This is a genomic window from Corynebacterium sp. HMSC078H07 (assembly GCF_001812805.1).
Lineage (GTDB): Bacteria > Actinomycetota > Actinomycetes > Mycobacteriales > Mycobacteriaceae > Corynebacterium.
Genome location: NZ_KV810458.1, coordinates 1 through 23798 on the forward strand (window position 1 = coordinate 1; position 23798 = coordinate 23798).

General features: G+C 57.4%; 20 protein-coding genes and 1 pseudogene. 4 read left to right on the forward strand and 17 right to left on the reverse strand.

Features of this window, described 5'->3' with window-relative positions; translation table 11 throughout:
• Positions 1 to 322 precede the first annotated feature (322 nt).
• Positions 323 to 646: a type IIL restriction-modification enzyme MmeI gene (locus tag HMPREF2875_RS13795; RefSeq protein ID WP_049189366.1), complete on the forward strand. Its 324-nt coding sequence runs from the start codon at positions 323 to 325 to the stop codon at positions 644 to 646.
• Positions 647 to 865: 219 nt separating this feature from the next.
• Here HMPREF2875_RS13795 and erm read toward each other — a convergent pair whose 3' ends face one another.
• From erm to HMPREF2875_RS03580, 5 genes are all read right to left on the reverse strand, one after another.
• The gene (gene erm, locus HMPREF2875_RS03565; protein ID WP_070670345.1) at positions 866 to 1720 is read right to left on the reverse strand and encodes a 23S ribosomal RNA methyltransferase Erm; all 855 of its coding nucleotides are present in this window, start codon (positions 1718 to 1720) and stop codon (positions 866 to 868) included.
• 153 nt (positions 1721 to 1873) lie between these two features.
• Complete coding sequence (locus HMPREF2875_RS13895; RefSeq protein ID WP_223845690.1) at positions 1874 to 2317, reverse strand: recombinase family protein; 444 nt, start codon at positions 2315 to 2317, stop codon at positions 1874 to 1876.
• 206 nt (positions 2318 to 2523) lie between these two features.
• Positions 2524 to 3312, reverse strand: coding sequence for a zeta toxin family protein (locus tag HMPREF2875_RS03570; RefSeq protein ID WP_070670348.1), 789 nt, complete (start codon positions 3310 to 3312; stop codon positions 2524 to 2526).
• A gap of 3 nt (positions 3313 to 3315) precedes the next feature.
• Positions 3316 to 3579, reverse strand: a complete 264-nt coding sequence (locus HMPREF2875_RS03575) for a hypothetical protein (RefSeq protein WP_070524133.1) — start codon at positions 3577 to 3579, stop codon at positions 3316 to 3318.
• 30 nt (positions 3580 to 3609) lie between these two features.
• Positions 3610 to 5019, reverse strand: a complete 1410-nt coding sequence (locus HMPREF2875_RS03580; RefSeq protein ID WP_070670351.1) for an aldehyde dehydrogenase family protein — start codon at positions 5017 to 5019, stop codon at positions 3610 to 3612.
• A 160-nt stretch (positions 5020 to 5179) separates the two neighbouring features.
• Between HMPREF2875_RS03580 and HMPREF2875_RS03585 the strand changes: the two genes are divergently transcribed.
• Positions 5180 to 6100: an AraC-like ligand-binding domain-containing protein gene (locus tag HMPREF2875_RS03585; RefSeq protein WP_070670355.1), complete on the forward strand. Its 921-nt coding sequence runs from the start codon at positions 5180 to 5182 to the stop codon at positions 6098 to 6100.
• Here the strand turns inward: HMPREF2875_RS03585 and HMPREF2875_RS03590 are convergent.
• The 9 genes from HMPREF2875_RS03590 to HMPREF2875_RS03630 all read right to left on the reverse strand — a co-directional run bounded on the left by HMPREF2875_RS03590 (position 6097) and on the right by HMPREF2875_RS03630 (position 17193).
• Positions 6097 to 7428, reverse strand: coding sequence for a flavin monoamine oxidase family protein (locus HMPREF2875_RS03590; RefSeq protein ID WP_070670358.1), 1332 nt, complete (start codon positions 7426 to 7428; stop codon positions 6097 to 6099). The two genes, HMPREF2875_RS03585 and HMPREF2875_RS03590, sit on opposite strands and share 4 nt — an antisense overlap.
• 18 nt (positions 7429 to 7446) lie before the next feature.
• On the reverse strand, positions 7447 to 8958 hold the full coding sequence (locus HMPREF2875_RS03595; RefSeq protein WP_070670361.1) for an APC family permease: 1512 nt from the start codon (positions 8956 to 8958) through the stop codon (positions 7447 to 7449).
• A 241-nt stretch (positions 8959 to 9199) separates the two neighbouring features.
• Positions 9200 to 10687, reverse strand: a complete 1488-nt coding sequence (locus tag HMPREF2875_RS03600) for an NAD-dependent succinate-semialdehyde dehydrogenase (protein ID WP_070670364.1) — start codon at positions 10685 to 10687, stop codon at positions 9200 to 9202.
• A gap of 9 nt (positions 10688 to 10696) precedes the next feature.
• A complete protein-coding gene (locus HMPREF2875_RS03605) occupies positions 10697 to 11482 on the reverse strand; it encodes an HpcH/HpaI aldolase family protein (RefSeq protein ID WP_070670366.1) in 786 nt (261 codons plus the stop codon).
• Entirely contained in the window at positions 11467 to 12252 is a 786-nt protein-coding gene (hpaH, locus tag HMPREF2875_RS03610) for a 2-oxo-hept-4-ene-1,7-dioate hydratase (RefSeq protein WP_070670368.1), read from the reverse strand. The genes HMPREF2875_RS03605 and hpaH overlap by 16 nt, the downstream gene beginning before the upstream one ends.
• 117 nt (positions 12253 to 12369) lie before the next feature.
• Positions 12370 to 13446 (reverse strand): 3,4-dihydroxyphenylacetate 2,3-dioxygenase, encoded by a 1077-nt coding sequence (gene hpaD / locus HMPREF2875_RS03615; RefSeq protein ID WP_070670371.1) that lies wholly within the window; start codon positions 13444 to 13446, stop codon positions 12370 to 12372.
• 67 nt (positions 13447 to 13513) lie between these two features.
• Entirely contained in the window at positions 13514 to 15028 is a 1515-nt protein-coding gene (gene hpaE / locus HMPREF2875_RS03620) for a 5-carboxymethyl-2-hydroxymuconate semialdehyde dehydrogenase (protein WP_070670374.1), read from the reverse strand.
• Positions 15029 to 15043: 15 nt separating this feature from the next.
• Entirely contained in the window at positions 15044 to 15706 is a 663-nt protein-coding gene (locus HMPREF2875_RS03625) for a GntR family transcriptional regulator (protein WP_070670377.1), read from the reverse strand.
• Positions 15703 to 17193 carry a fumarylacetoacetate hydrolase family protein gene (locus HMPREF2875_RS03630; protein WP_070670380.1) on the reverse strand — a complete coding sequence of 497 codons (1491 nt, stop codon included), beginning with the start codon at positions 17191 to 17193 and terminating at the stop codon, positions 15703 to 15705. The genes HMPREF2875_RS03625 and HMPREF2875_RS03630 overlap by 4 nt, the downstream gene beginning before the upstream one ends.
• Before the next feature lie 124 nt (positions 17194 to 17317).
• Here HMPREF2875_RS03630 and HMPREF2875_RS03635 point away from each other — a divergent pair, with 124 nt between their 5' ends.
• Together HMPREF2875_RS03635 and HMPREF2875_RS03640 are read left to right on the forward strand one after the other, a co-directional pair.
• Positions 17318 to 18685, forward strand: a complete 1368-nt coding sequence (locus HMPREF2875_RS03635) for an MFS transporter (protein ID WP_070670385.1) — start codon at positions 17318 to 17320, stop codon at positions 18683 to 18685.
• A 144-nt stretch (positions 18686 to 18829) separates the two neighbouring features.
• Positions 18830 to 20677, forward strand: coding sequence for an FAD-binding monooxygenase (locus HMPREF2875_RS03640; protein WP_070670388.1), 1848 nt, complete (start codon positions 18830 to 18832; stop codon positions 20675 to 20677).
• Positions 20678 to 20901: 224 nt separating this feature from the next.
• On the opposite strand, the gene HMPREF2875_RS03645 is transcribed toward HMPREF2875_RS03640, so the two are convergent.
• The 3 genes and pseudogenes from HMPREF2875_RS03645 to HMPREF2875_RS03655 form a co-directional block, all read right to left on the reverse strand.
• On the reverse strand, positions 20902 to 21690 hold the full coding sequence (locus HMPREF2875_RS03645; protein ID WP_070670391.1) for an ABC transporter ATP-binding protein: 789 nt from the start codon (positions 21688 to 21690) through the stop codon (positions 20902 to 20904).
• Positions 21683 to 22551 (reverse strand): annotated as a pseudogene (locus tag HMPREF2875_RS03650) (ABC transporter permease). Before HMPREF2875_RS03650 ends, HMPREF2875_RS03645 begins: the two are co-directional and overlap by 8 nt.
• Positions 22548 to 23531: an ABC transporter substrate-binding protein gene (locus tag HMPREF2875_RS03655; protein WP_070670393.1), complete on the reverse strand. Its 984-nt coding sequence runs from the start codon at positions 23529 to 23531 to the stop codon at positions 22548 to 22550. Before HMPREF2875_RS03655 ends, HMPREF2875_RS03650 begins: the two are co-directional and overlap by 4 nt.
• Positions 23532 to 23798 lie beyond the last annotated feature (267 nt).

A 23798-nucleotide genomic window follows, 5' to 3' on the forward strand; every position in this document is an offset into this window, starting at 1 on the left:
GAACGAAAACCGGAGTTAGAGACAGCGCTCTTCAACCTACCCCCAATAACGCGAAACGTCATTAACGCCTCGCGTTACACGTTGAACTTGAACTCGACGGAGTGTCGGCGATAAATAACCATTTTATTCGCAAGTGCGGAAGTAGCAACGAAATACCGCTAAAACGGACAACATGGGGGTGCACAGAAATACATATAGGTTCTGCGGAAAACCTATAGGGATCGTCGCTATAAACCGCTGTGCGTGGAAAACATAAAGGGTTTACGGACCCGGTCCCAGCCCCCTCAATACTCTGAGCCGGGAGAATGGAAAATGGAAGTCGATGTATCCCCACTATTCATTTTTCCGTTCTTCGGAGTACACCGGGAGCTACTCCTTCGGACCAGCTCCGTGTGAACTAGATGAGAAAGCGCAGCAGCGAATCATCGACGCTGGACAGTTGGTACTGCGGGCCCGCGAGCGGCACCCCGAGGGGTCACTCGCGGAGCACTACAACCCGTTAGCGATGGACCAAACTCTGCTCAAGGCTCACGACGAAATGGACCGAGAAGTAAATAAAGCTTTCGGTGTGGCACGCAAACTCACCAACGAGCGCCAGCGCCAGGAGCTACTGTTCGCCAGCTACGGGGAGTTGTCGAGGGGCTAATCTCCTCGCTTCCATCAAAATCGAAACCACCAGCAGGGTCGTTCCCCGTGCGGGTAATTTTGATCGGCCCCGCTGCTGGGTATAGAACCCTGTCGCCGGCAACGCCGGGAACTATGACTGTGCCCGACGAGAACACGTCACTGTCATAACCCGGCTCACGGTAGACCAGCACTGGTCGTCCACTACTACTGGTGGATTTCGGTTTGGGTGGCGGGGAGATTAACGCCGCCGGCCTCGTTTTTTGCGTTGAGGAGGGCGTTGACTACTTCCCGATTGTGAAATTGGCCGATGGTGCGATGGAGAGGAACCAGTCACCTGAAAGAGATCGATCCAGTCGCTGGTGCGCAATCTGGGGGGTAGGGTCGCGGGGTCGATTCCTCGCGAGCGCAACCATGATTGTGTATCTGAACGTGATGAAAACAACCCTGCCCTTCGGAGGATTTCCCCTATCCCGCGTCCCCGGGCAGTGAAAACGGTGTGCACCATCGCCTGAAAGGCTTTGCGCTGCTCTATCGGAATCTTCGGGTCACCCACCCGGCGGATCACTAAGATCCCCCCGTCAACGTTTGGCTGTGGCCGGAAAGCAGACCTTGGTACCCGAGAACCCAGGTGAAATGTGAACCATGGGGACCACTGAGCCGTCATCATCGTGCTTGCGCCTACCCCGGCCCGGCGGCGAGCGACTTCCCACTGCATGAGGAGTACAGCGTCAGTCCATGCTGGCGCATGCAGCAACTTTCGAAGAATGGCAGTGGTGAGGTGAAAGGGAATGTTTCCCACAATGACGCAGGGAGTGGCGGGTAACCGGAAGTTAAGGAAATCATCATGGACCACTTCGACCGCCGCCGAGGAGGTTTCTTGTGTGATTTTGGCAGCTAGTTTTGCGTCCACTTCAACTGCCGTTATCGCCCTCCCCAAGTGGGCCATCGGGTGAGTGAGGGCACCGCTTCCTGGTCCGATCTCAATGATGGGGCCGGAGGTTTGTTTCACAAGGTCGATGATGGAGTTGATGATCTTGTGGTTGGTGAGAAAATTTTGGCCATGCTCGTGACGGCCGTGTCCGTATGCAGACATCAGGTGTGCTCCTTGGAGTTGAAAGGGAGCCGGGCATGACAAATAGCCGCCCGGCTAAAGGACCGGAGCGGTTTTTGACCCGCGGGAGGGAGAAAACCGCCTTAGCGGTTGGTGAGCGGCCGCATGAAAACGGAACCTGAAATCAACATGGTTCTATCGTATCCAATTAATTTCGCAGGGTGCAATACGGTGAGAAAGAAGACAACCGCACCGCAACAGTGCAAGACCTCTCTGGATTGGAATTTGTCCTACCTTCGGGGCGTCATACAGACGCCACTGGCGTATTTTGTCTCTGGGCAACGAGGGGGAGTTACCCCCACCTCCGAATGTTTTTAAGGTGCACCCCTGATTACGCTGGGGTGCGGGAGTAATTCTGTCCGACCGATCGGACTGTCCAGCGAGGTCCCAGCAGATGATCGCGTCGATTTCGCCGCGTTCGAGGGATGCCACCATGGCGTCGTAGTTGGGGCGAGCCACATTCTTCTTTGACGCGGAAATGGACTGATCGACGTCGTTATGTCCTATGTCCAACGTGCAAGCCACGCTGCTTTGCAATGACTTCACAGTCCTGAGGCTGCAGGTCGATGGTGCGGCCATCCACGTCAGCGTCTCGTGAGATACGACGGCAAATAGGAGCGCGTGTTGTCAAACGCTATTAATAAGGCCTAGCTACACATTGAACTTAAATTCAACGCAGACGACATCCTCAGCCTGCTCGACCTCGCAGACCGCTAGCTCGCCAGCAGCCGCTTTGACACGAAGCTCCCACCGCCTACCGGGCGCGCAGTTCCACGGGCACAGCCTTAAAGTTTGCGGATACGCTCTGCATCAGCCACGAGGTTGTGCGTGAGCTTCTCAGCTTCAAGCCCACTCAAGTCACAGCTGTCAAAACGGGCCAGCCAGTCGGCCCGAACAGCGGGGGAGTCGAACCAGGTTGCGCGCTCAGTCTCAATATCCTCAATGCCGCTCAAGGTGCGGCCATCGCGGGTGCGGATCTCGAGGTCGTCGACAAGCGGCGCAATCGCTTGCAGCCCTGGCACGATGGCCTGAAAGCCCGACGTGTGGGAAACCTCATTGGTCCAGCGCGGGTAGCGGCTCACGCGCTGCGCCTCCAGGTAGCGCTGGACCACACCCAGTCGAGAAACCTCCTGAGCAACCGCCAGGCCCACGACCTTCACGCGGAAACCCGCAGACCGAAACTTGGCTATCTCACCCGCGATGAACTCCGGGTTGGACAGCGTGTTCTCAATGATGAGGGAGTGCCCGTGCTGACGGCCATACTCAATCAGCGAGGACATCCAATAGGGCACCGGCCCATTGGTGAGTACGTCCATGCGTAAGGGATCGCGCTCCACAATCTCGTCGAGGGCGGGGTGCAGCTTCCGAATCTCATCGGAATCAAGGACCGCGTGACCGTTCTTTACCGATTCAATGGCCGTTGATTTGCCTGACGCTGGCTGCCCCGCCACATAAATGACTTCTGGAACAGACGGACTGTGAGTATTCGATCGGCCAAAGTAGCTGGCTTGCAGAGTCTTTAGCCGTTGCTCCATAACTTGTGGATCAACGGGGAAATCAGCGGCGGAAAGCATAAGCTATGCCGCTTTGTGCTCGGAGGAGAGGGCTTCAAGCCGCTGCGCAAAGAGAGCCGCAGCGGCGCGGATGGCTTCAATGTCGGTTGAATCAACACCACTGACTATGTCCTCTACCAGCCAATTCTGACGAATCCACCATTGTGATTCAACATCGTTGCCTGCTTCAGCAGCCCTAGTGAGGTAGGCAGCTTTCAGCGAGGACGCAACCTCCTTCATGGCGTCGAAGGCTGCGTACTCGATCTCCGGGACTTTGGCGGTGCTCATGGCGCTAAGAATAGCAGCGCCATGGCGGTTTTAGCCGTTGATGATCTGCGGGTAGGCCAGGCCCTTGAGGCCCTCGGTGCCGAACTCCACGCCGTAGCCGGAGGACTTGATGCCGCCGAACGGCACGCGCGGATCCACCGCACCGTGGCTGTTGATCCAGGTGGTGCCAGCCTCCAACTGCGCGGCCACCTCAAGGGCACGCTCGCGGTTGGAGGACCACACGGAAGAGCCCAAGCCCACGTCGAGCTTATTGGCCTGCTCAATGGCCCAATCCAGGTCCGTGTACTTCACAATCGGCAGTGCGGGACCGAACTGCTCCTCCACGACCAGCGGGTTGTCTGGGTCGATGTCCGCCACCAGGGTGGTGGGGTAGAAGTAGCCCGGCGCGTCGTAGTCTGGGTCACCGCCCAGCAGAACTCGGGCGCCGGAGTCCTTGGCGGCGTTGACGAGCTTGTCGACGATGTCGAACTGCTGCTTGTTCTGCAGCGGGCCGAGCACGTTCTCCTCTTCCAGGCCCACGCCCATCGGGGAGGCCTTGGCTACCTCGACGAGGGCCTCGCAGACGGCGTCGTACAGCGACTCCGGCACGTACACGCGCTTCATCGCCGCACAGGTCTGGCCGGTGTTGATGAACGCGCCCCAGAAGAGGTCGCCGGCGATCTCCTTCGGGTCGGCATCATCCAGCACGATGCCCGCGTCATTGCCGCCGAGCTCCAGCGTGAGACGGGTGAGGTTATCGGCGCTGGCCTCCACGATCTTCTTGCCGGTGGCGGTAGAACCGGTGAACATAATCTTGTCGACGCCCTCGTGGGTGGTCAGCGCCGCGCCAACCTCACCAGCACCAGTGACGACCTGCAGGATGCCCTCCGGCAGAACAGAGTTGATGACCTTGATTAGACCTAGCACGGACAGCGGGGTGTACTCCGAAGGCTTGACGACGACCGCGTTACCCATACGCAGCGCCGGTGCAATCTGCCAGACGGTAATCATCATCGGCCAGTTCCACGGGCCAATAGCACCGACGACGCCGAGCGGGCGGTAGTTGACGGTGGCGGTGATGTCATCATCCACAGCGGTGTAGTTCGGGTGCTCAAAGGAAGCCGTAGCATTCAGCCAACCGGAGCAGGCACCGACCTCGAATCGGGCGTTCGGGCCGTTGAGCGGCTTGCCCTGCTCACGGGAGAGAAGCTCAACGAGTGCCTCTGCATTGGCGTCGATGGCAGCAGCGGCCTTGGTGAGAAGCTCGCAACGCTCAGCGTCACTAAGCTTGGCAAACTCCTTCTGCGCTGCGCGTGCAGTCTCCACCGCAGCGTTGAGGTCCTCCACCGAACCTTCCGGCACGCGGCCGACAATCTCACCGGTTGCCGGGTTGAGGATTTCGCGTCCGTTCTCGTCCGTAATCGCGTTGAGCAGGTCAGCATAGGTAGCGAACTGAGTCATGAGATCTCCTTCTAAGGGGGTCAACAGCTTAGAACCCAAAGAAACTAAGCCAAGAGAAACTTCTTTTTGGCCATGTTACCTGCGACACACTAAACCAGTTGACTATGCGCGCACACAATTTGTCCAAAAATGTGCCAGCTCTCACGATATGATTCCACTTATGTCTGCTTCAGCTGTTGAGCATTTCGATATCGCGTCATGGCGCACCGCGTCATCCGGGTCTTTTGGCCAACTCGACGTGGACACCGAAGACCCTGCCACTTTTCACGCCACGCTGCGTTCAACGAAGGTAGGGGATATTTCCCTCTTCGACATGTGCACTTCCCCGCACACCGTAAATCGCTACAAAATAGCCGCCAACGAGGCCCCCTTTTGTAAGCTCAGCTTGCAAATCACCGGTTCCTCAACCATGAGCCAGGACGGGCGGACGTGTGAACTGCATCCAGGGGACCTAGCTCTATACGTGACCCAACGGCCCTACACGCTGCGCTATCCGGAAGATCAGAACACACTCATTGTGCACTTCCCGCAGAGCTTTCTCGACATTTCACCAGCGCAGATCCAACGCCTTACCGCGAATCCGATCTCCCGCTCACACGGCCTGGGCGCGGTGGCCGTCCCCCTCTTTGAGCAGCTGGCCAAGAACCTCGATCTACTCAAGGGCCCCCACGCCACAGCTTTGGTCCGCTCCGCGCTCACCATGTTGGTGTCGGTTTTAGCCTCCGATGTGGCCGATGAGCCCTCAGCCGGCACGCTGCTGTTCAACCAGGCCACCGCCTACATCGAACAGCACTTGGGCGACCCGGACTTAGGCCCCAACACCATCGCCCAAGCACTGTTCGTATCGGTACGCCATCTCCACGCCAAGTTCTCGGAGCAGGGCCTGTCCGTGAGTCACTACATCAGAACGCGGCGCCTAGAGCACATCCGCAGGGAGCTCGTGGACCCGCGGCACTCCGAGGAATCAATCAGCCACATCAGCGCCCGCTATGGCCTGCACGATCCCTCGCATCTCTCACGCATCTTCAAGGCGGAGTACCGCAAATCACCGAGTGCGTACCGAGCAGCGGCTAGCGATTAGCCGCGCAGCTTGTTGATGACCTCGCGAGCAGTGGAGATTCCGGTTTCAATGGCTCCATCAACGACCACTCCACGCCAACCGGAAGCCCAATCAGCTCCCGCGAAATGCAGCGAAGAGGTAGCGGTGCGGAAGTGGTGCCACCCCTCAGTGAACTGTCCACGACGCAACGTAGCCCAGGCCTGACCAGAGTACTCATCAGCAACCCAGTCATGGCCGGTGACGCCAACAACTTCGAGATCTGGACGCCACTGGTCAACGACCTTCTGAGCATCCTCAATGCTCTCTAAGTCGATCTTCTCGTGATCGGAGCCAAAGGCCACACAAATGGTCGTGCCATCATCTTCGAAGTACTCAGAGCGCAGCACGGACACAACAGCCGGTTGGGGCGCGTAGCCGAAGATATTGTGGTGGCCCTTGATCTTGATCCAAGCCTTGAAACCAGTCGAGTTCCATTTCTGCTCAATAGTCTTCTGCGAACCCTCGGGCAGACCTGGCGTAAACGTAATGTTCCCCAATGCGCCAACCGGAACCGTGACAATCACCGCGTCCGCGGTTTCGGAAGTGCCGTCCGCATAGGTAACCGTTGCGGAATCATCATCGTGTTCGATTGCGGTCACAGCAGTGTTCAATCGAATCTCACCGGTCAAGTCCTTCGCAATGTTGCCGTAGATGCCTCGCATGCCGTTGACCAGTTTGTATCGAAGCGTTTGCTCATCCACTAACGAAAGGCGATGGTCACACAGAGCGGCCCACTGCTTAGCCATCAAGGACGAACCCTGCTCGGGATACCCAATGTATCCAGCTGACCAGTACGCGTTGCACAGGTCCTTTTCTTCCTGTGTGAAATCCCCGTCTTCCAAGGCGTCGAGAACTCCTGCCTGATCTGCAGCCAAGAAAGCATCCTTCAATTCTTGGGACGCTCCGAATTTTTCATCAAGCACTAGCAGTGGCTTGTGCGGCTCTGGGAAAAACTCTCGGGACTTCTCAAAGATTTTCTCCATTGGCCGCGCCAGTTTGGCATCCATTTCTGCTTCTGTACCGGATTTGAGCTCACCACCGGCATACCAATACGCAGTATCCACAACCGGCGAAGCGATAATGTCTTGGCCGTAGCGGGTGATTTCGGACCAGACATGCGGCTGATGCCAGTGTACCCAGGTAGCACCAATCTCTAGAGGACGTCCGAGCCTGTCATCCGTCCATGCACGACCACCAATACGATCGCGTGCCTCCACAATGTGATAGTCGATTCCCGCGGTCTGCAGTTCACGAGCCGCAGTAAGGCCAGCAAACCCAGCGCCAACGACAATAACGTGCTTCTTGTCCATGTTTAACTTCCTTAGAATTTAGATTCGATCAAGATTGTCTTGAAGACTTGCGTAAATATGTGGCTTCTTGTGCTTCAAATACTCGCCCCAAGCAAGTCCCACGAGTCCAGAAGCGATGATGATGCCAGGCATCACCCACACGAGAGCATCTGGGCCAGTGTCACCGATCATGAGGGGGAAATTCATTAGCACTAGTACGAAGACAGCCACGAGTCCGAAGGCTGACACAAGCGGTGCGATGACCCGAGTAAAGAGGTTGTAGCCTTTCTCTTGCTTGTTGAGCCAGAACATAATGGAGACACTCACCACGGCCAGAAGAAAGACCAAGCCAAACGCCGCCGCGTTGGTCAACCAAGTAAAGAGCGTGAGGACTGGAAACAGTTCACCCATTTCACTGCCATTTCCAGCCACTGCAAAGCCGGCAATTACAACGACAGCAATGAGAGTCTGTGTGAGGGACCCAGCAATAGGAGCACCTTTAGCGGATGATGCCGCGAACCTCTTAGGCAGAACGCGCGAGCGCCCTAAGGAGAAGAAGTACCGCGCGGCAGCATTGTGAAACGCAACGAGTGCAGCAATAAGTGAGGTCACAAACAACAAGTTCGCTACGTTGGCGGCAAACGGCGAATAGTCACCCAACCAGACGAAAACTAGGTCCGGACCAAGCTCAATCGCTTTGTCAATGATCGCGCTCGGCCCTACCCCTTGGGCGAAGGACCACGCTGAAAAGGCGTAGAAGAGTGCGATAGTTCCGACGGCAATATAAGTGGCCTTTGGTACGGTCCGCTCTGGGTCACGCGCTTCTTCCGAATAGATTGCACCAGACTCAAAACCCATAAAGGCAGCAATCCCGAAAGCGAGAAGAACGCCAATTCCGTCGGTAAAGAACTGGTTCGGACGCATCGTCTCTACAGAGATCCCTTCAGGAGCCACACCAAGGGACAAGAGCGATACTCCAGCTACGACAATAAACTCAAGGGCTACCAGAACCCCTAGGACTTTGGCTGAAAAGTCAACGTTGCTGACGCCCATGACAGCTACTAAGAGCCAGCCAGCCAAGGCTGCCAGCCACCACGGGACGGCTGTTCCGAACCAGCCGTTTATCAGGTTGGCAAGAGAGAATCCGAAGATACCGTATAGCCCAACCTGCATCATGTTATAAGAAACCAGCGCTAGTATCGCCGCCGCGATTCCTTGTCGGTTACCCAGCCCCTCAGACACGTAGGCATAGAACGCTCCCGAGTTCTGGATCTGCGAACTCATGGTTCCGTAACCTACGGCGAAGAACACGAGAATGATTCCAAGGGCTAGGTAACCCCAGGGGACACCCAACAGACCGGATACCGCGAAGTTGGTCGGTACTCCTCCTGCGAGCACAGTAAGAGGGGCGGACGCCGCAATAATCATGAAGACCAGCGACGTTGTCCCTAGGCGCCCGGCGCCCAGGCCGCCCTTCGGTTCGGTGGGAGCCCGGTGCCCGGGCTGTACATTTCGAGTGGGTAGCACAGCTGACTGCGTCGATGTATCCACGCCAACTCCTCCTTACTAGCTATGTCGGCCCGACAACCCACCGGTTCAGGCCCCGGTGCGTATCGGTGTGTAGCTAATAATTGTGTCCTAACGCACACGTGATTTGTTGTTTGTCCGTGATCACGATTTGTCTATGAGTGCTGTCAGACACAAGGAGAGGAATACTATGTGCAAAACAACAATGCTGGCACCCCCGACAAAGGAGATGCCAGCATTCTGAGCGGCGAAAGTAGCGCGTTACTTAAGCATTGGCATACGGGTCGCGCACACCGATGTACTGCAGCGACGTGTACTCGTCGATGCCTTCGGCACCGCCCTCGCGGCCCATGCCGGACTGCTTGACGCCACCGAATGGGGCGGCGGCGTTGGAGATGACGCCGGCGTTGAAGCCCATGAGACCGAATTCGAGGCCGTCACCGAGGCGCCACATGCGGTCGGAGTTTTCGGTAAAGACGTAGGAAGCTAGGCCGTACTCGGTATCATTCGCAAGCGCGATGGCTTCCTTCTCATCGGAGAAGGTCAAGATCGGAGCGATAGGTCCGAAGATCTCTTCCTGCGCCACGCGGGCATCACGGGAGACGTTCGTGAGAACGGTAGGGGAGTAGAAGTAGCCCTTGCCCTCACCCGGCTTGCCGCCGATGAGGACCTTGGCGCCTTTGTCCACGGCATCGTCGACAAGCGCGGTGATGTTATCCAGTGCCTTCTGCTCCACGAGCGGGCCACAGGTAACGCCCTCATCGAGGCCGTTGCCCACCTTGAGCTCGCCGATGCGCTTGGCGAACTTCTCCGCGAACTCGTCAGCGATGGATTCGTGGACGATGAAACGGTTAGCCGCAGTACAGGCCTCACCAATGTTGCGCATCTTCGCGCCCATGGCGCCCTCGACGGCCTGGTCAATATCGGCGTCCTCAAAGACGATGAACGGAGCGTTGCCGCCCAGCTCCATCGAGGTGCGCAGGACGTTATCGGCAGCGGCTTTGAGCAGGGTTTTGCCCACCGGGGTAGAACCGGTGAAGGAAATCTTACGCAGGCGGGAATCCGCCATAATCGGCTCAGAAATAGCAGAGGCAGACTTGCCAGAGACCACGTTGACCACGCCGGCCGGCACGCCGGCATCAATCATGGTTTGCGCGAAGTACTGGGTGGTCAGCGGGGTGAGCTTGGCGGGTTTGACCACCATGGTGCAACCAGCAGCGATGGCCGGGGCAATCTTGCGGGTAGCCATGGCCAGCGGGAAGTTCCACGGGGTAATAAGCAAGCAGGGGCCCACCGGCTTGCGGCGGGTAACCATGCGCAGAGTGCCCTCCGGTGCCGGGAGCGTGCGGCCATAATCACGGACGGCTTCCTCGCTGAACCAGCGCAGGTACTCCGAACCGTAGGTGACCTCACCGTAGGACTCTGCCAGTGGCTTGCCCATCTCCAGAGTCATAAGGGTGGCGAACTCGTCTTTGCGCTCCTGGACCAGTTCGAAAGCTCGGCGCAGCAGGTTGGAACGCTCACGGGTGGATGTACGCGCCCACTCATCCTGCACGGCGCAGGCGGCGTCCATAGCCTTCTTCGCATCCTCAGAGGTTGCAGACGCAAGGGTAGCGATAACCTCACCGGTGGCCGGGTTTTCCACATCAAAAGTGGAGCCATCGGAGGCGTCTACCCATTCACCATTAATAAGCAGGCCGGTCGGTACCTTTGCCAGCAGCTCGTCGACGTTTACTTTTGCTGTTTGAGTCATGGTTCTTTTCTACTCTCCCAAAGTGAATTTGTCTGCGAGTTGGCGTGCCGCACCAGAAAGAAGTTGAACATCCGCGCCAACCAGTGCAAATGATGCCCCAGCATCCAAATATTTCTGCGCCTGATCGAGGTTAAAAGCGTTAACGCCTACCTTCTTTCCGGAAGCGCGCACCACTTCAAATGTGTGATTGACGGCTGCCAGCACCTCCGGATGGGTCTGCTGCCCCAGCAGTCCCATGGACGCTGCCAAATCAGACGGGCCTACAAAGATCTGGTCCACACCATCGATGGCCACAATGTCTTCGACATTGTCCACGGCCTTCGCGGATTCAATCTGTACCGTCAGGCTGACTGTCTCGGAAGCGTTGGGCAGATAGTTCTCCACACCATTCCACCGCGAGGACCGTGCCAAAGCAGAGCCCACCCCGCGTACTCCGCGTGGCGGATAGTGCATGGCCTGCACGGCAGCTTCCGCTTCTTCGGGTGTATCAATCATGGGCACCATCAAGTTTTGTGCGCCAAGGTCGAGATACTGCTTAATGAGTGCAGTGTTATTGACTGGGATGCGGACAACACGCGTGATGCCATAAGCATCGGTAGCACGCAGCAGAGACAGGACTGTTTCGAGGCCGTAGGGGGCATGTTCGCCGTCGATAAGCGCCCAGCTAAAGCCTGCCGACGCAATGATCTCTGCAGCAGCTTCCGAGCCTGAGCAGATCCACGCGCCTACGAGAGGACTCTTAGCCGTGGCAAGCTCTTGCGTGAAGGTGGGCGGCAACTTTACTGGAACCGGCATGTGATGGACCCCAACTTTCCGTAATCGGCATGGACGGTATCGCCGGGTTCAACCCACATGGGCTTGGTGAAGGATCCGGCAAGGATGATATCGCCAGCGGCGAGGCTGTCGCCGTGTGCATGTAGCTTGTTGGCTAGCCAGGCCACGCCCATGGCCGGGTGGTTCAGCACCGCAGCCGCCACACCGGTGTCCTCGATGGATTCGTTGCGGTAGAGAAGCGCGGAGACCCAGCGCAGATCGACGTCCGCGGGATCCACCGGGTTGCCGCCGTAGACCATGGCGCCCAGTGCCGCGTTGTCCGAGATGGTATCGACGATCGTGCGGCCTTCCATCTCAATGCGGGAGGAGAGAATCTCTAGTGCTGGAACGACGTATTCCGTCGCACGAAGGACGTCGAAAATACTGCAATTCGGCCCCTTCAGCTCATCCTTGAGCACGAAAGCCAGCTCGACCTCAATGCGAACGTTGGAGAACTGCGCGTGCTCAATGGTCGAGCCATTCTCATAAACCTGGTCCTCAAAAATTGCACCGTAATCCGGTTCGGTAATTCCCGTGGCTTCCTGCATGACCTTCGAGGTCAGACCGATTTTCCTGCCCACCAGACGCCGGCCATTTTCGACGCCCCGGCGTACCCACTCGCGTTGTACTGCGTAGGAATCCTCGATGGTCATTTCTGGGTAGCGGGCCGTGAGCCGCTTAACCATGGTGCGGTCTCGTTCCGCTTGCGCCAGCTCGTCGGCGATAGCGATGTGCTGCTCAGTATTCACGATGTTGTCACTTCCTGGAGCATGTTGAATGTTGTGGTTTCACGTGAAACGACAACGGGCCCAGCGGTCACCGCGCTTAGCGCACAGCATCGCGGGGCCACGTTGAACCGTCACCTACGTCTACAGCTGGTGTCCCAGCTTGTACTCGCCCTGCTTCCATTCCGGCATGGCATCGGCATCATCCTTGCGGGTGTAGGAGAAGCCATCGGCACCAATGGTGGCTTCCAGCTCAGAGGCATCCTCACGGCTCACCAGCGGGACAGGGTTGCCATCGAGGTCCAGAACGGTGGATCCATCGCGGTACCACGACGGAACAACTGGCGTACCCCACCAGTCACGGCGCTGGTTATCGTGCACATCCCACGTCACAACCGGGTTGTCCGGATCACCGGTGTAGTAGTCCTGGGTGTAGATTTCCACGCGGTGTCCGTCTGGATCGCGCAGGTACAAGTAGTACGCATTGGAGACACCATGGCGGCCAGGGCCGCGCTCGATGCGGTCAGACTCGCGCAGCGCGCCCAACTTATCGCAGATGGCGATGATGTTGTGCTTCTCGTGCGTGGCAAAGGCAATGTGGTGCATACGAGGGCCATCTCCACCGGTCATAGCGGTGTCATGGACCGTGGGCTTGCGACGCATCCATGCAGCATAGACGGTTCCTTCTTCATCACGGATGTCCTCAGTGGTGCGGAAGCCGAGGTCTTCCATGTACGCCACTGCCTTCGGCACGTCCGGGGTGATCTGGTTGAAGTGATCCAAGCGGACGAGTGCACCCGGAATGTGCGCCTCGTAGCGCCATGCCAAACGCTCACGGTGCTCGACTTCGTAGAAGAACTCGTAGGGGAAGCCCAGCGGATCCTGGACACGCACCGAGTCACCGATGCCCTTGACAAAGCCCTCCTTGTTACGACGAACTTCGCAGCCACGGGCCTTGTAGAACTCTTCCGCACGGTCGAGATCTTCTGGGGAGCGAACGCGGTAGGAGAATGCTGCCACTGCCGCTACCGGGCCCTGGCGCAAAACCAGGTTGTGGTGGATGAATTCCTCATAGGTGCGCAGGTAGATCTCATTCTCGTTCTCTTCGGTGACGACGAGACCGAGGGTATCCACGTAGAATTTACGGGATGCAGCGAGATCGGTGACGACGATTTCCATGTACGCGCAGCGCAGGATGTCGGGTGCCTGAATGTCAGCCATGGGGGTGGCCTCCTTTGTGGATAGATTGATGGTGAATAAGAGCGATAAGGATAGGGACTAGGGGAGGTTAGTCCTGCTTGCCAAAGACAGGGTTGTGTACCTTGTCCAGGTTGATGTGCACCGCCTGCTGGTCGGTGTAGAAATCGATGGAACGGTAGCCACCCTCATGACCCAGACCGGACGCCTTCACGCCACCAAATGGCGTGCGCAGGTCACGGACGTTGTTGGAGTTAAGCCACACCATGCCTGCCTCAACGTTTTGCGCAAAGTTGTGGGCGCGCTTGAGGTCAGAGGTCCAGACGTAGGCAGCCAGGCCGTACTTGGTGTTGTTTGCCAGCTCTAGGGCTTCTTCGTCGCTATCAAATGGGGTGATGGCAACGACAGGGCCGAAGATTTCCTCTTGGAAAATACGGGCATCTGGCTTCACATCGACGAAGACGGTCGGCTGAACAAAGTTGCCGTCCTCGAAGCCCTCTGGGCGCTCGCCGCCCGCCACCAAGGTAGCCTCCTGCTTGCCAATCTCAATATAGGAGGTGACCTTCTCGTAGTGCTCCGGGTGCACGAGTGCACCAACCTCGGTCTTCGGATCGGAAGGCAGACCCACCTTGACGCGCTTGGCCTGCGCGGCATAGCGCTCAACGAACTCATCGTAGATATCGCGCTGGACCAGAATGCGGGAGCCAGCGGTGCAACGCTCACCGTTGAGAGAGAAGACACCGAAGATGCAGGCGTCGATCGCAGTCTCCAAGTCAGCATCGTTGAACACGATTGCCGGGGACTTACCGCCGAGCTCCATGGACAGGCCCTTAAGGTTCGGAGCCGCATTGGCAAAGATGATCTGGCCGGTGCGGGATTCACCGGTGAAAGAAATGAGCGGCACATCTGGGTGCTTGACTAGCGGGTCACCAGCGTAGCCTTCCTCACCAAAGCCGTTGACCAAGTTGAAGACGCCCTTGGGAAGGCCGGCCTCTTCAAAGATTCCCGCCCACAGCTGAGCAGACAGGGGAGTGAACTCGGCCGGCTTCAAGACTACGGAGTTACCGGTAGCAATAGCCGGGGCCAGCTTCCAGGACTCCAGCATGAACGGGGTATTCCACGGCGTAATCAGGCCAGCAACACCAATCGGCTTACGGTTGACGTAGTTAATCTGGCGGCCCGGTACCTTGTAGGCGTCGTCGGCCTGGGCAACAATCAAATCGGCGAAGAAGCGGAAGTTTTCTGCGGCACGCTTAGCCTGGCCGTTTGCCTGAGTAATGGGCAAACCGGAGTCGAAAGACTCCCATGCGGCGAGCTTCTCTGCGCGGGTTTCCACAATATCCGCGATCTTGTTCAGGACACGTGCACGTTCACGTGGCAGGGCCTTGGCCCACGGGCCGTTCTCAAAGGCATCCTTGGCAGCCTCAACAGCCTTATCGATATCAGCTGGCTTGCCGGAGGCGGCCTTGATGTAAGGCTGGTTCGTCACTGGATCGAGGACATCGAATTCCTCGCCGTCGATAGACGGGACAAACTCACCGTTGATGTAGTGCAGGATCTTCTCTGGAAGATCGGTGGGCTTAGCAGCATCGTTGTTGATAGCCATGTCTAATCGTTCTCCTTAGGTATTCTTTTCGCGGTAACTGCGCAGTGTGGTTAGTCGGTGTTCGCGGGCGACCTTTTCTATGTAGTCAGGCTCTGCGCCTGCCTCGATCAAGTCGACCAGTCGTTCATGTTCGCGGACGGATTCTTGGGCTCTTTCTGGCACGTACCGAAATGTCGACACGCGGTGGTATTCCAACTGTTTCCATTGGTCGACCACCAAGTTCTTCAATCTCTCATTAGGGCACTTGGCAAAGAGAACACTGTGAAATTCTTTGTTGAGCTGGGTAAATTCATCGGGGTCATGGTGGATGTCGAGTTCACTCATGCGCTGATTAATTTCCCGTGCTCGGGCTAGGTCTTCGGGTTCAAGCAGGGGCGCGGATTGGGCTGTGGCATTCGCCTCCACGGTGGCCACGATGTCCATGGACTCGTAGTAAGCCTCACGGTTGTAGGTGGTGACACTTGCTCCTACATTGCGCTCATACGTGACCATGCCCTCCGCCTCCAGCTGGCGTATCGCTTCCCTGACAGGAACCACGCTGATATCCAGCGCTTCGGCGATGGTGGCCAGCACTAGGCGGTAGCCGGGTTCGTACTCGCGGGTACGAATCTTTTCACTAATCCAGTTATAGGCTTTTTGGGATTTACTCTCCCCAATAGGTGTGGAAGGTGATGTCATTGATCACCTTCCTTGCTCCCACTGGCAGCCCCGTCACGGAAGGCAAGGTAGGCCTCTTTGTTCTTCCCCGTTGGTGGGAAAAGGCCGTCGAGGCTAGCGCCGGTTTCTACCTGGCTAGCGACCCACTCGTCTTCGTGTTCCTTGGCCAAAGCACCTTCAGCAACGTCCTTTGCCAGTTCCCGGGGGATGACGATGACGCCATCATCATCACCGACGATGATGTCTCCTGGAAGTACGGTAGCGTTTCCACAGGAAACGGCAACATCGCTATCCCACGGGACGTGCTTTCGGCCAAGTACGCAGGGGTGAGCGCCCTGGGTAAAGACAGGAAGACCGATCTCTCGCACGGCTTCGAAGTCACGGACACCACCATCGGTGACGACTCCAGCGGCACCGCGCACCTTTGCGCGGAGAGCGAGAATGTCACCAAGGGTTCCGGAGCCCGACTCTCCGCGGGCTTCGATGACGATGACCTCTCCCTCCTTGACAGTGTCAAAAACTTTCTTCTGCTCGTTCAGCCCGCCACCGTGGGACTTGAAAAGGTCTTCGCGGCCGGCAACAAAGCGCAAGGTGCGAGCAACGCCGACCATCTTGGTTCCCTTGGTTTGCGGATAAACACCTTCAATGACGGACTGGTTAATGCCTTTATTGCGCAACTGTGCCGAAAGTCCCGCCGTTGGCGCCTTTTCAAGCGCTGCCTTCAACTCTGGGTCAAGCCCACCATTATCTAGCGGTTCAAGTCCCGCACTTTCGCGGTCACCATAAGCATCTTCACGTTGCTTGTCATCCACATAGGGCAGACTTCCCAGCTTCGCGTCGAAGTCCGCTGCTACCTCTTCAACGGTGGTCTTCAACCGACCAGAGGTCACGCCACCCGGGATATCTACCTCAACCTCTACGATGTCGCCCGGCTCGATGACGGAGGACCCAGCCGGGGTGCCGGTGAGGATGATGTCTCCCTCTTCGAGCGTCATGTGCTGCGAGAGGTCCGCAACGAATTGGGCGAGGGGGAAGATCAAATCCTCATCTGAGGACGTGCCCTCCTGGACAATCTCACCGTTAACCCACGTGCGCAGACGCAGGGCCTTGGGGTCGATGTCCTGTGCCGGGATAAGTTCCGGACCAATTGGGGTGTAGCCATCACGCGACTTAGAGCGGGTATTGGATCCCTTGTCCTGGACCTTGTAGTCATACAGGCCAATGTCGTTTGAGGCGGTGACATACGCTACGTGCTTCCATGCCTCCTCCAGGGAGACATTTCGTGCAGGTGTGCCGATGATAAGAGCAATTTCGCCTTCAAATGCCAACAGCTCAGTGCCGGCGGGACGTTGAACTACCTGTCCGCTTTCAGCCAGCGTGCTCGTGGCTTTGAGAAAGTAGCTCGGAGCCTTGGGCCAACGGCCTCGCTGCGCTGCGCGGGACTCGAAGGCTACGTGAACGGCGATCATCTTGCCCGGCTTGACCGGCAGAAATTCAGGTACAGCCATGAAGAATCCTTAATTGTGAACAAATCCTTGCCCGAATCGTATATTATCCCTAGCATCGCCGCAAGTGGTTCAACTCACACGCCGACTCTTATATATGTCGCACCACATGTCGAAAGGAATCAACATGTCTCAAACCACCGTCACGCCGACGATCTCCACGGCCGAGCGCCGTCGAGTAGTCGCCGCGACAACCATTGGTACCGCCATCGAGTGGTATGACTATTTCCTCTACGCCGCCGTAGCTGGATTGGTGTTCAATCACCTCATGTTTGGCCCGCTCGAGGGCGGTTTAGCCACCATCATTTCCTTCCTGACGGTCGGCCTATCCTTCCTCTTCCGTCCAGTCGGCGCTTTCCTCGCTGGACACTTCGCCGACCGTCTCGGCCGCCGCGTGGTTCTCATGGTGACTCTTTTTGCCATGGGTGGTGCTACCACTCTCATCGGCCTCCTTCCCACTTACGAGACCGCCGGCGTGTGGGCACCTATCCTGCTCATTCTCCTGCGCATCGTCCAGGGCATTTCCGCTGGTGGCGAGTGGGGTTCGGCGGTACTCATGGCCGTTGAGCATGCCCCCAACAACAAGCGCGGCCTCTATGGTGCTGGCCCCCAGGTTGGTGTCCCGGCGGGCCTGCTACTCTCCTCCGGTGTTCTCTCCATCATGAACACGATTGCGCCTGGCGACGCCTTCATGGCCTGGGGTTGGCGTGTACCTTTCCTCATTTCCATCATCCTTGTCCTCGTGGGCTACCTCATCCGCATGGGCGTAGATGAGTCTCCTGTTTTCGAAGAGATTGCCCAGCGTGAGGAGGAAGAAGCCACCAACCCCATCGGCACACTGTTCAAAAAGTTCACGCCACTGGTCTTCGTTGCTGCTCTCGTATTCGCTGGCAACGGCACGGTGGGCTACATGACAACCGGTGGATACATCCAACGCTATGCCACCGACCCTGAAGGTCCAGTCGCACTGGCACGAGGCGATGTACTCAATGCCGTCACTATTTCTGCGGCATCCTGGGCTCTGACTACGCTCTTTGCTGGCTTCATCTCTGATTTCATTGGTCGCCGGAACACGTACCTCATTGGCTTCGTATTGCAGGCCATTGGTGCAGCAGCCCTCTTCCCAATGGTCAACACGGGAAGCCTGGGCATGCTCTATGCCGCTCTTCTTTTCCTCACCGTTGGCCTTGGCCTGACTTATGGTGCTCAGTCCGCGATGTATGCCGAGCTTTTCCCTGCCTCAATCCGCGCTACAGGCGTTTCCGTTACCTACGCGATTGGTTCGGTGCTGGGCGGCGCTTTCGCGCCCATGATTGCGGCCTCCTTGGTGGAAGCTACCGGTACCACCTTCGCTGTATCCGGCTACCTGGTTACAGCTTCTCTCGTTGGCCTCATGTGCACCTTCCTGCTGCGTGAGCGTAAGGGAATCGCTTTGGGCCCCGAGCACGAAGCAGAACAGTCGCGTGGCCACTTCATCTTCTCGCCGAAGGCGTAGAACAATCTCACCCACGCCATTGTGCTGCGCGCGGCTATCATATATGATTCCGGAACTAAGACGCAGATCACACATCGATGGTCCGTTGAACTAAATCACCATCGATGATCAACGACCAACATCGCTTTATTAAAGGAGTTCATAGTGCAGTTCCATCACAACGGCTACGTGTCCGAAGATCCGCGCGTTCATGAAGCCACCGGCTACGGTGCCGATCGCGCAGAAGAACTTCCCGATGAAATGGATGTACTCATCGTGGGCTCCGGTCCCGCGGGAATGATTGCTGCAGCCCAATTGGCGATGTTCCCGAGTGTCAATACCCGCATCATTGAGCGCCGCCCACACCGACTTGAGCTTGGCCAGGCCGATGGCATCCAGTCGCGTTCCGTAGAAACCTTCCAGGCCTTTGGATTCGCCAAGGAAATCACCGAAGAAGCTTATGAGATTACGGAGATGTCCTTCTGGAACCCGGATCCTGAGGACCGCTCGAAGATTGTCCGCGGTGCTCGCCCCATTGATGATGAACATGGCATCTCCGAGTTTCCACACCTCATTGTGAACCAAGCGCGCGTCCTGGATTACTTTGCCCGCTATGCCCACCGCGCACCGGGGCGCATTACACCAGATTATGGATGGACCTTCACTTCGCTCGAGGTAGGGGAGGGCGAGTACCCAGTCACCGTCCACCTCGAGGACGCAGACGGCAATCCACGCGACGTCCGCGCAAAGTACGTCGTGGGTTGCGATGGCGCACGTTCCCGCGTACGTAAGTCCATTGGTCGCTCTTTGAAGGGTGACCAGGCTAATCACGCTTGGGGCGTTATGGATGTCGTGGTTGATACGGACTTTCCGGACTGGCGTACCAAGTGCGCAATTCACTCGAAGGCTGGCTCCATCCTGCACATCCCTCGCGAGGGCGGCTACCTCTGCCGTGTCTATGTTGACCTCGGAGTGGTTCCTGAGGATGACAACCACAAGGTTCGCGATACCCCGATTGAAAAGATCATTGAGAAGGCCAACGAGATCTACTCGCCGTATTTCGTTGACGTCAAGATGGTGGCGTGGCACTCCGTCTACGAAGTGGGACATCGCTTGGTTGATGCCTTCGATGACAACAACGATGACCCGCGTGTCTTCCTCACGGGAGATGCATGCCATACCCACTCTGCCAAGGCCGGTCAGGGCATGAACGTCTCGATGCAGGATGGCTTCAATATTGGCTGGAAGCTCGGTCATGTCCTCGATGGCCGCGCGCCCAAGGAACTCCTGTCCACCTATCACGGTGAGCGCCAGCCAGCAGCCCAGAACCTCATCAACTTTGACCGCGAGTGGTCCACCCTAATGGCTACACCGACCGAAGAGCTCGATGACCCTCAGGCAGTAGAAAAGTACTACGTTGCTGCAGAAGAGTTCGCTGCTGGCATGATGACGCAGTATGACGAGAACCTGATTGTGGGCGATACAAAGCACCAAGATCTTGCGGTAGGTTTCCCGGTCGGAAGGCGTTTTAAATCCCTCGAGGTTCTGCGCCGCTGCGACGCCTTCGTGCAGCATCTGGGCCACCAGCACACTGCCGACGGCCGCTACCGCATCTACGCCTTCGCTGATTCTCCTAAGGCAGGGGAGAGCTCTGCGCTTAGCGCATGGGCGGAGAAGATTCCGGCCATTCTCTCTAAGTTCAATCCGGAGGGAGCCGATGAGAACACCTACTTCGATGTCAAGGTGATTTATCAGCAGACGAATCATCATGACTACGAGATCCTCGATGCGCCAGCCCTCTTCCGCCCGCGTAATGGCAAGTTCAACGTGCCCAACTGGGAGAACGTCTTCAACGCACTTCCAGACAAGGACATCTTCACCATGCGCGGCATCTCCCGCGACGGCGCCGTAGTTATTGTCCGCCCGGACCAGTACGTTGGCGCGGTACTGCCGCTTGATGACACCAATGCGGTAGAGGAGTATTTCGCCTCCGCACTCATCAGGCGAAGCTAAACCTCGTTTCACGTGAAACGACTGTGGGCCCGGCTAATTGCCGGGCCCACATTCACGTTCGTAATGGCGCGAAACCCCATGTCGTGGCACCTCATGTGTAAGCGTCATATCCCGCATTTTAGCAGGTTAAGAGACCGCTCGAAGATTCACCGGGGTTTGCTCGAAGATTTACCAGCTCCTGCTCGAAGATTTTGCCAGCCTGTGTTTCACGTGAAACTCCAGTCCTACTGCAGCAGCGTCCTGTCGGAGGTCGCGCCTTTAATCTTCGCAAACTCGACCATGAGGTCTTCGACCGTTAGCTTGGCCTTCTGCTCCGCATCTGCCGAGTAAATGATCTGACCTTCGTGCATCATGATGAGCCGGTTGCCCACCTGTAGCGCCTGTGCCATATTGTGCGTCACCATGAGCGTGGTCAGTTTTCCTTGCTCCACAATGCGCTTGGTCAAATCAGTAACCAGCTCCGCACGTTGGGGATCAAGGGCGGCCGTGTGTTCGTCGAGAAGCATCACGTCGGGGTGAGTAAACCCTGCCATGAGCAGTGACAGCGCTTGGCGCTGACCGCCAGACAGGAGGCCAACCTTGGTCCCCAGGCGCTTCTCCAAACCCAACTCGAGGGTCTCCAACTGCTCAACAAAGACCTTTCGGCGCGACGCGTTAAGACCCAAACCTAGGCCGCGCTTCTTGCCGCGCAGGTAGGCAAGCGAGAGGTTTTCCTCAATGGTGAGGTTCGGCGCGGTACCGGCCATGGGGTCCTGGAATACGCGGCCAACCTTCTGTGCACGTTTGTGCTCCGGCTGCGTCGTGACATTCTTGCCGTGAATGGTAATCCTGCCGGAGTCCGGAATGAGCCGGCCGGAAATGGAATTTAGCAACGTGGACTTGCCCGCACCGTTGGAACCGATGACGGTGACGAAATCACCGGGGGCGAGTTCCAGGGAGACGTCGCGAAGCGCTCGGCGTTCATTAGCTGTCCCCGGGAAGAAGGTCTTCGAAATGTTCTCTACATTAAGCATGAGCCTTGGCCTTTCTTCCGCCACGCACGCGCGTCAGGCGCGGAACCAACAGAGCAACGATCACCAGAAGGGCAGTGATGAGCTTCATGTCATTCGGGTTGAGGCCTACCTGCAGGGCCGCAAAGATGATGAGGCGGTAAATCACGGAGCCGAGTGCCACAGCAACGACTGCCAGCCAGAGACGGGACTGGGGGAGTACCGCCTGACCCAAAATGACGGAGGCAAGGCCCACCAGGATAAGGCCGATGCCCATCGAGATATCCGCGAAGCCCTGGTACTGAGCAACAAGTGCACCACACAGGCCCACCAGACCGTTCGACAGGGCTAGGGTGAGCACCTTGGTGAAGTCCGTGGACACACCAAAGGAGGTAATCATCTGCTGATTATCGCCCGTGGCACGAAGCGACATGCCCAAATCTGTGGAGAGGAACCACACGGTGAGCAAGCACAGCGCCACCGCGCCCACAGCCAGCAGACCAACACCAGCCCACGTGCCCATCACGGCATCGAGTGGGGTGAACACTGAATCCTGGGTAAGCAGTGGCACGTTGGCGCTGCCCATAATGCGCAGATTAATCGACCACAGACCAATCATGGTGAGAATTCCCGCCAAGAGGCCATCGATGCGGCCCTTGGTGTGCAGCAAGCCCGTAATGCATCCGGCAACGAAACCGGTGCAGAAACCTGCAAGCGACGCTAAGAAGGGGTTGACCCATTGGTAATCAGAACACCTGCCGTGGCGGCACCCGACGTAAAAGAGCCGTCAACAGTCAGGTCGGGGAAGTCAAGGACGCGGAACGTCAGGTAGACGCCCACCGCCATGACTGCATAAATCAGGCCTAGCTCAAGCGCACCGATCACAGCTTCTCAGCCTTTTCCAGAATCTCCTTCGGCACCTCGATACCCTGTGCCTTCACTGCTTCCTCATTGATGACGTAGGTGTACTCGGAGGCAGTTTCGACTGGGGTCTCAGCCGGGTCGGCACCGTCCTGGAGGATGCGCAAAGCCATCTCGCCGGTCTGGCGGCCCAGCTCCTTGTAGTCGATGCCGATGGTGGCAGCGGCACCGCCTTCAACGGCGCCAGAGTCTGCAGCAATGACCGGGATGGTCTTGTCGTTGGCCACCTTGATGAGAGAAGAAATACCGGACACCACCATGTTGTCCGTCGGAATGTAGATAGCATCCACGTTACCCAGCGCCTCCACTGCCTGCGGAATCTCGGTCACCGAGGTAACAGTCTGAGACTTCACCTCGATTCCCTTGGGCTTGGCAGCCTCGGTGAGCTGTTCCACCTGGACCTTGGAGTTCACCTCTGCGGAGGAGTAGACCACGCCGACGCTCTTGACATCCGGGACGAGCTGGGTGATGAGCTCGACTTGCTCTTCAATCGGCGCCTCATCGGACGTTCCCGTGACGTTCTTTCCGGGCTTGTCCACCGACTCCACAAGTTCTGCCTCAACGGGGTCTGTAACGGCGGTGAAGAGCAACGGCTTGTCCTTAATGGACTTGCTCATCGCCTGGCCCGCCGGGGTAGCGATGGCGAGATAGAGATCGTGTTGCGCACTAGCCATCTGCTGCGAGATAGACACAGCGGTGGCTTGCTCACCATTGGCATTCTGGATGTCGAATTCCACGTCCACGCCAGCGTCCTCGAAGGCCGCCTGGAAACCTTCTGCCGCAGCATCCAGGGAGGGGTGCTGGACCAGCTGGTTGATACCGATGGAGTAGGAATCCCCACCTCCTGAATCGCCGCCGGTGCTTTCCGACGATGACGAGCAGCCCACCAAGGCAGCAGCGCTCAGGGCGATAGCTGAGAGAGCAGCGGCAGTTTTAGAGAACATATCGGTCCTTTTCTACTCAAGAGTGACAGTAGTGACCGTTATTAAATCCTTTTTCTACCTTTCTAACCAGCAGTTTTATGAATGTTTTCTCCCGCGGGGGTGTTCTTAGACTTCCAAAAGCTATAGATCTACAGTTTTAGAGTCGCACATCACACCCACTAGCTGCATGTTTCCTACCTCACTGTCCACTCCTTAGGTGCGCACTGCCGTGAGACCACGGGGGTACCCCGTTTTCCGTTTACCTGTACGGCGGAAGGTATTGGTGTT

Excerpts from the sequence above, each read along its gene's own strand:
- HMPREF2875_RS03575 (WP_070524133.1), bottom strand. The coding sequence starts at position 3,579 with ATGAGCACCGCCAAAGTCCCGGAGATCGAGTACGCAGCCTTCGACGCC.
- HMPREF2875_RS13895 (WP_223845690.1), bottom strand. The coding sequence starts at position 2,317 with ATGGCCGCACCATCGACCTGCAGCCTCAGGACTGTGAAGTCATTGCAA.
- HMPREF2875_RS03645 (WP_070670391.1), bottom strand. The coding sequence starts at position 21,690 with ATGCTTAATGTAGAGAACATTTCGAAGACCTTCTTCCCGGGGACAGCT.
- hpaD (WP_070670371.1), bottom strand. The coding sequence starts at position 13,446 with ATGGCTGACATTCAGGCACCCGACATCCTGCGCTGCGCGTACATGGAA.
- erm (WP_070670345.1), bottom strand. The coding sequence starts at position 1,720 with ATGTCTGCATACGGACACGGCCGTCACGAGCATGGCCAAAATTTTCTC.
- HMPREF2875_RS03590 (WP_070670358.1), bottom strand. The coding sequence starts at position 7,428 with ATGGACAAGAAGCACGTTATTGTCGTTGGCGCTGGGTTTGCTGGCCTT.
- HMPREF2875_RS03585 (WP_070670355.1), top strand. The coding sequence starts at position 5,180 with ATGTCTGCTTCAGCTGTTGAGCATTTCGATATCGCGTCATGGCGCACC.
- HMPREF2875_RS03655 (WP_070670393.1), bottom strand. The coding sequence starts at position 23,531 with ATGTTCTCTAAAACTGCCGCTGCTCTCTCAGCTATCGCCCTGAGCGCT.
- HMPREF2875_RS03605 (WP_070670366.1), bottom strand. The coding sequence starts at position 11,482 with ATGCCGGTTCCAGTAAAGTTGCCGCCCACCTTCACGCAAGAGCTTGCC.
- HMPREF2875_RS03630 (WP_070670380.1), bottom strand. The coding sequence starts at position 17,193 with ATGGCTGTACCTGAATTTCTGCCGGTCAAGCCGGGCAAGATGATCGCC.
- HMPREF2875_RS03635 (WP_070670385.1), top strand. The coding sequence starts at position 17,318 with ATGTCTCAAACCACCGTCACGCCGACGATCTCCACGGCCGAGCGCCGT.
- HMPREF2875_RS13795 (WP_049189366.1), top strand. The coding sequence starts at position 323 with ATGTATCCCCACTATTCATTTTTCCGTTCTTCGGAGTACACCGGGAGC.
- HMPREF2875_RS03625 (WP_070670377.1), bottom strand. The coding sequence starts at position 15,706 with ATGACATCACCTTCCACACCTATTGGGGAGAGTAAATCCCAAAAAGCC.
- HMPREF2875_RS03570 (WP_070670348.1), bottom strand. The coding sequence starts at position 3,312 with ATGCTTTCCGCCGCTGATTTCCCCGTTGATCCACAAGTTATGGAGCAA.
- HMPREF2875_RS03600 (WP_070670364.1), bottom strand. The coding sequence starts at position 10,687 with ATGACTCAAACAGCAAAAGTAAACGTCGACGAGCTGCTGGCAAAGGTA.
- hpaE (WP_070670374.1), bottom strand. The coding sequence starts at position 15,028 with ATGGCTATCAACAACGATGCTGCTAAGCCCACCGATCTTCCAGAGAAG.
- HMPREF2875_RS03580 (WP_070670351.1), bottom strand. The coding sequence starts at position 5,019 with ATGACTCAGTTCGCTACCTATGCTGACCTGCTCAACGCGATTACGGAC.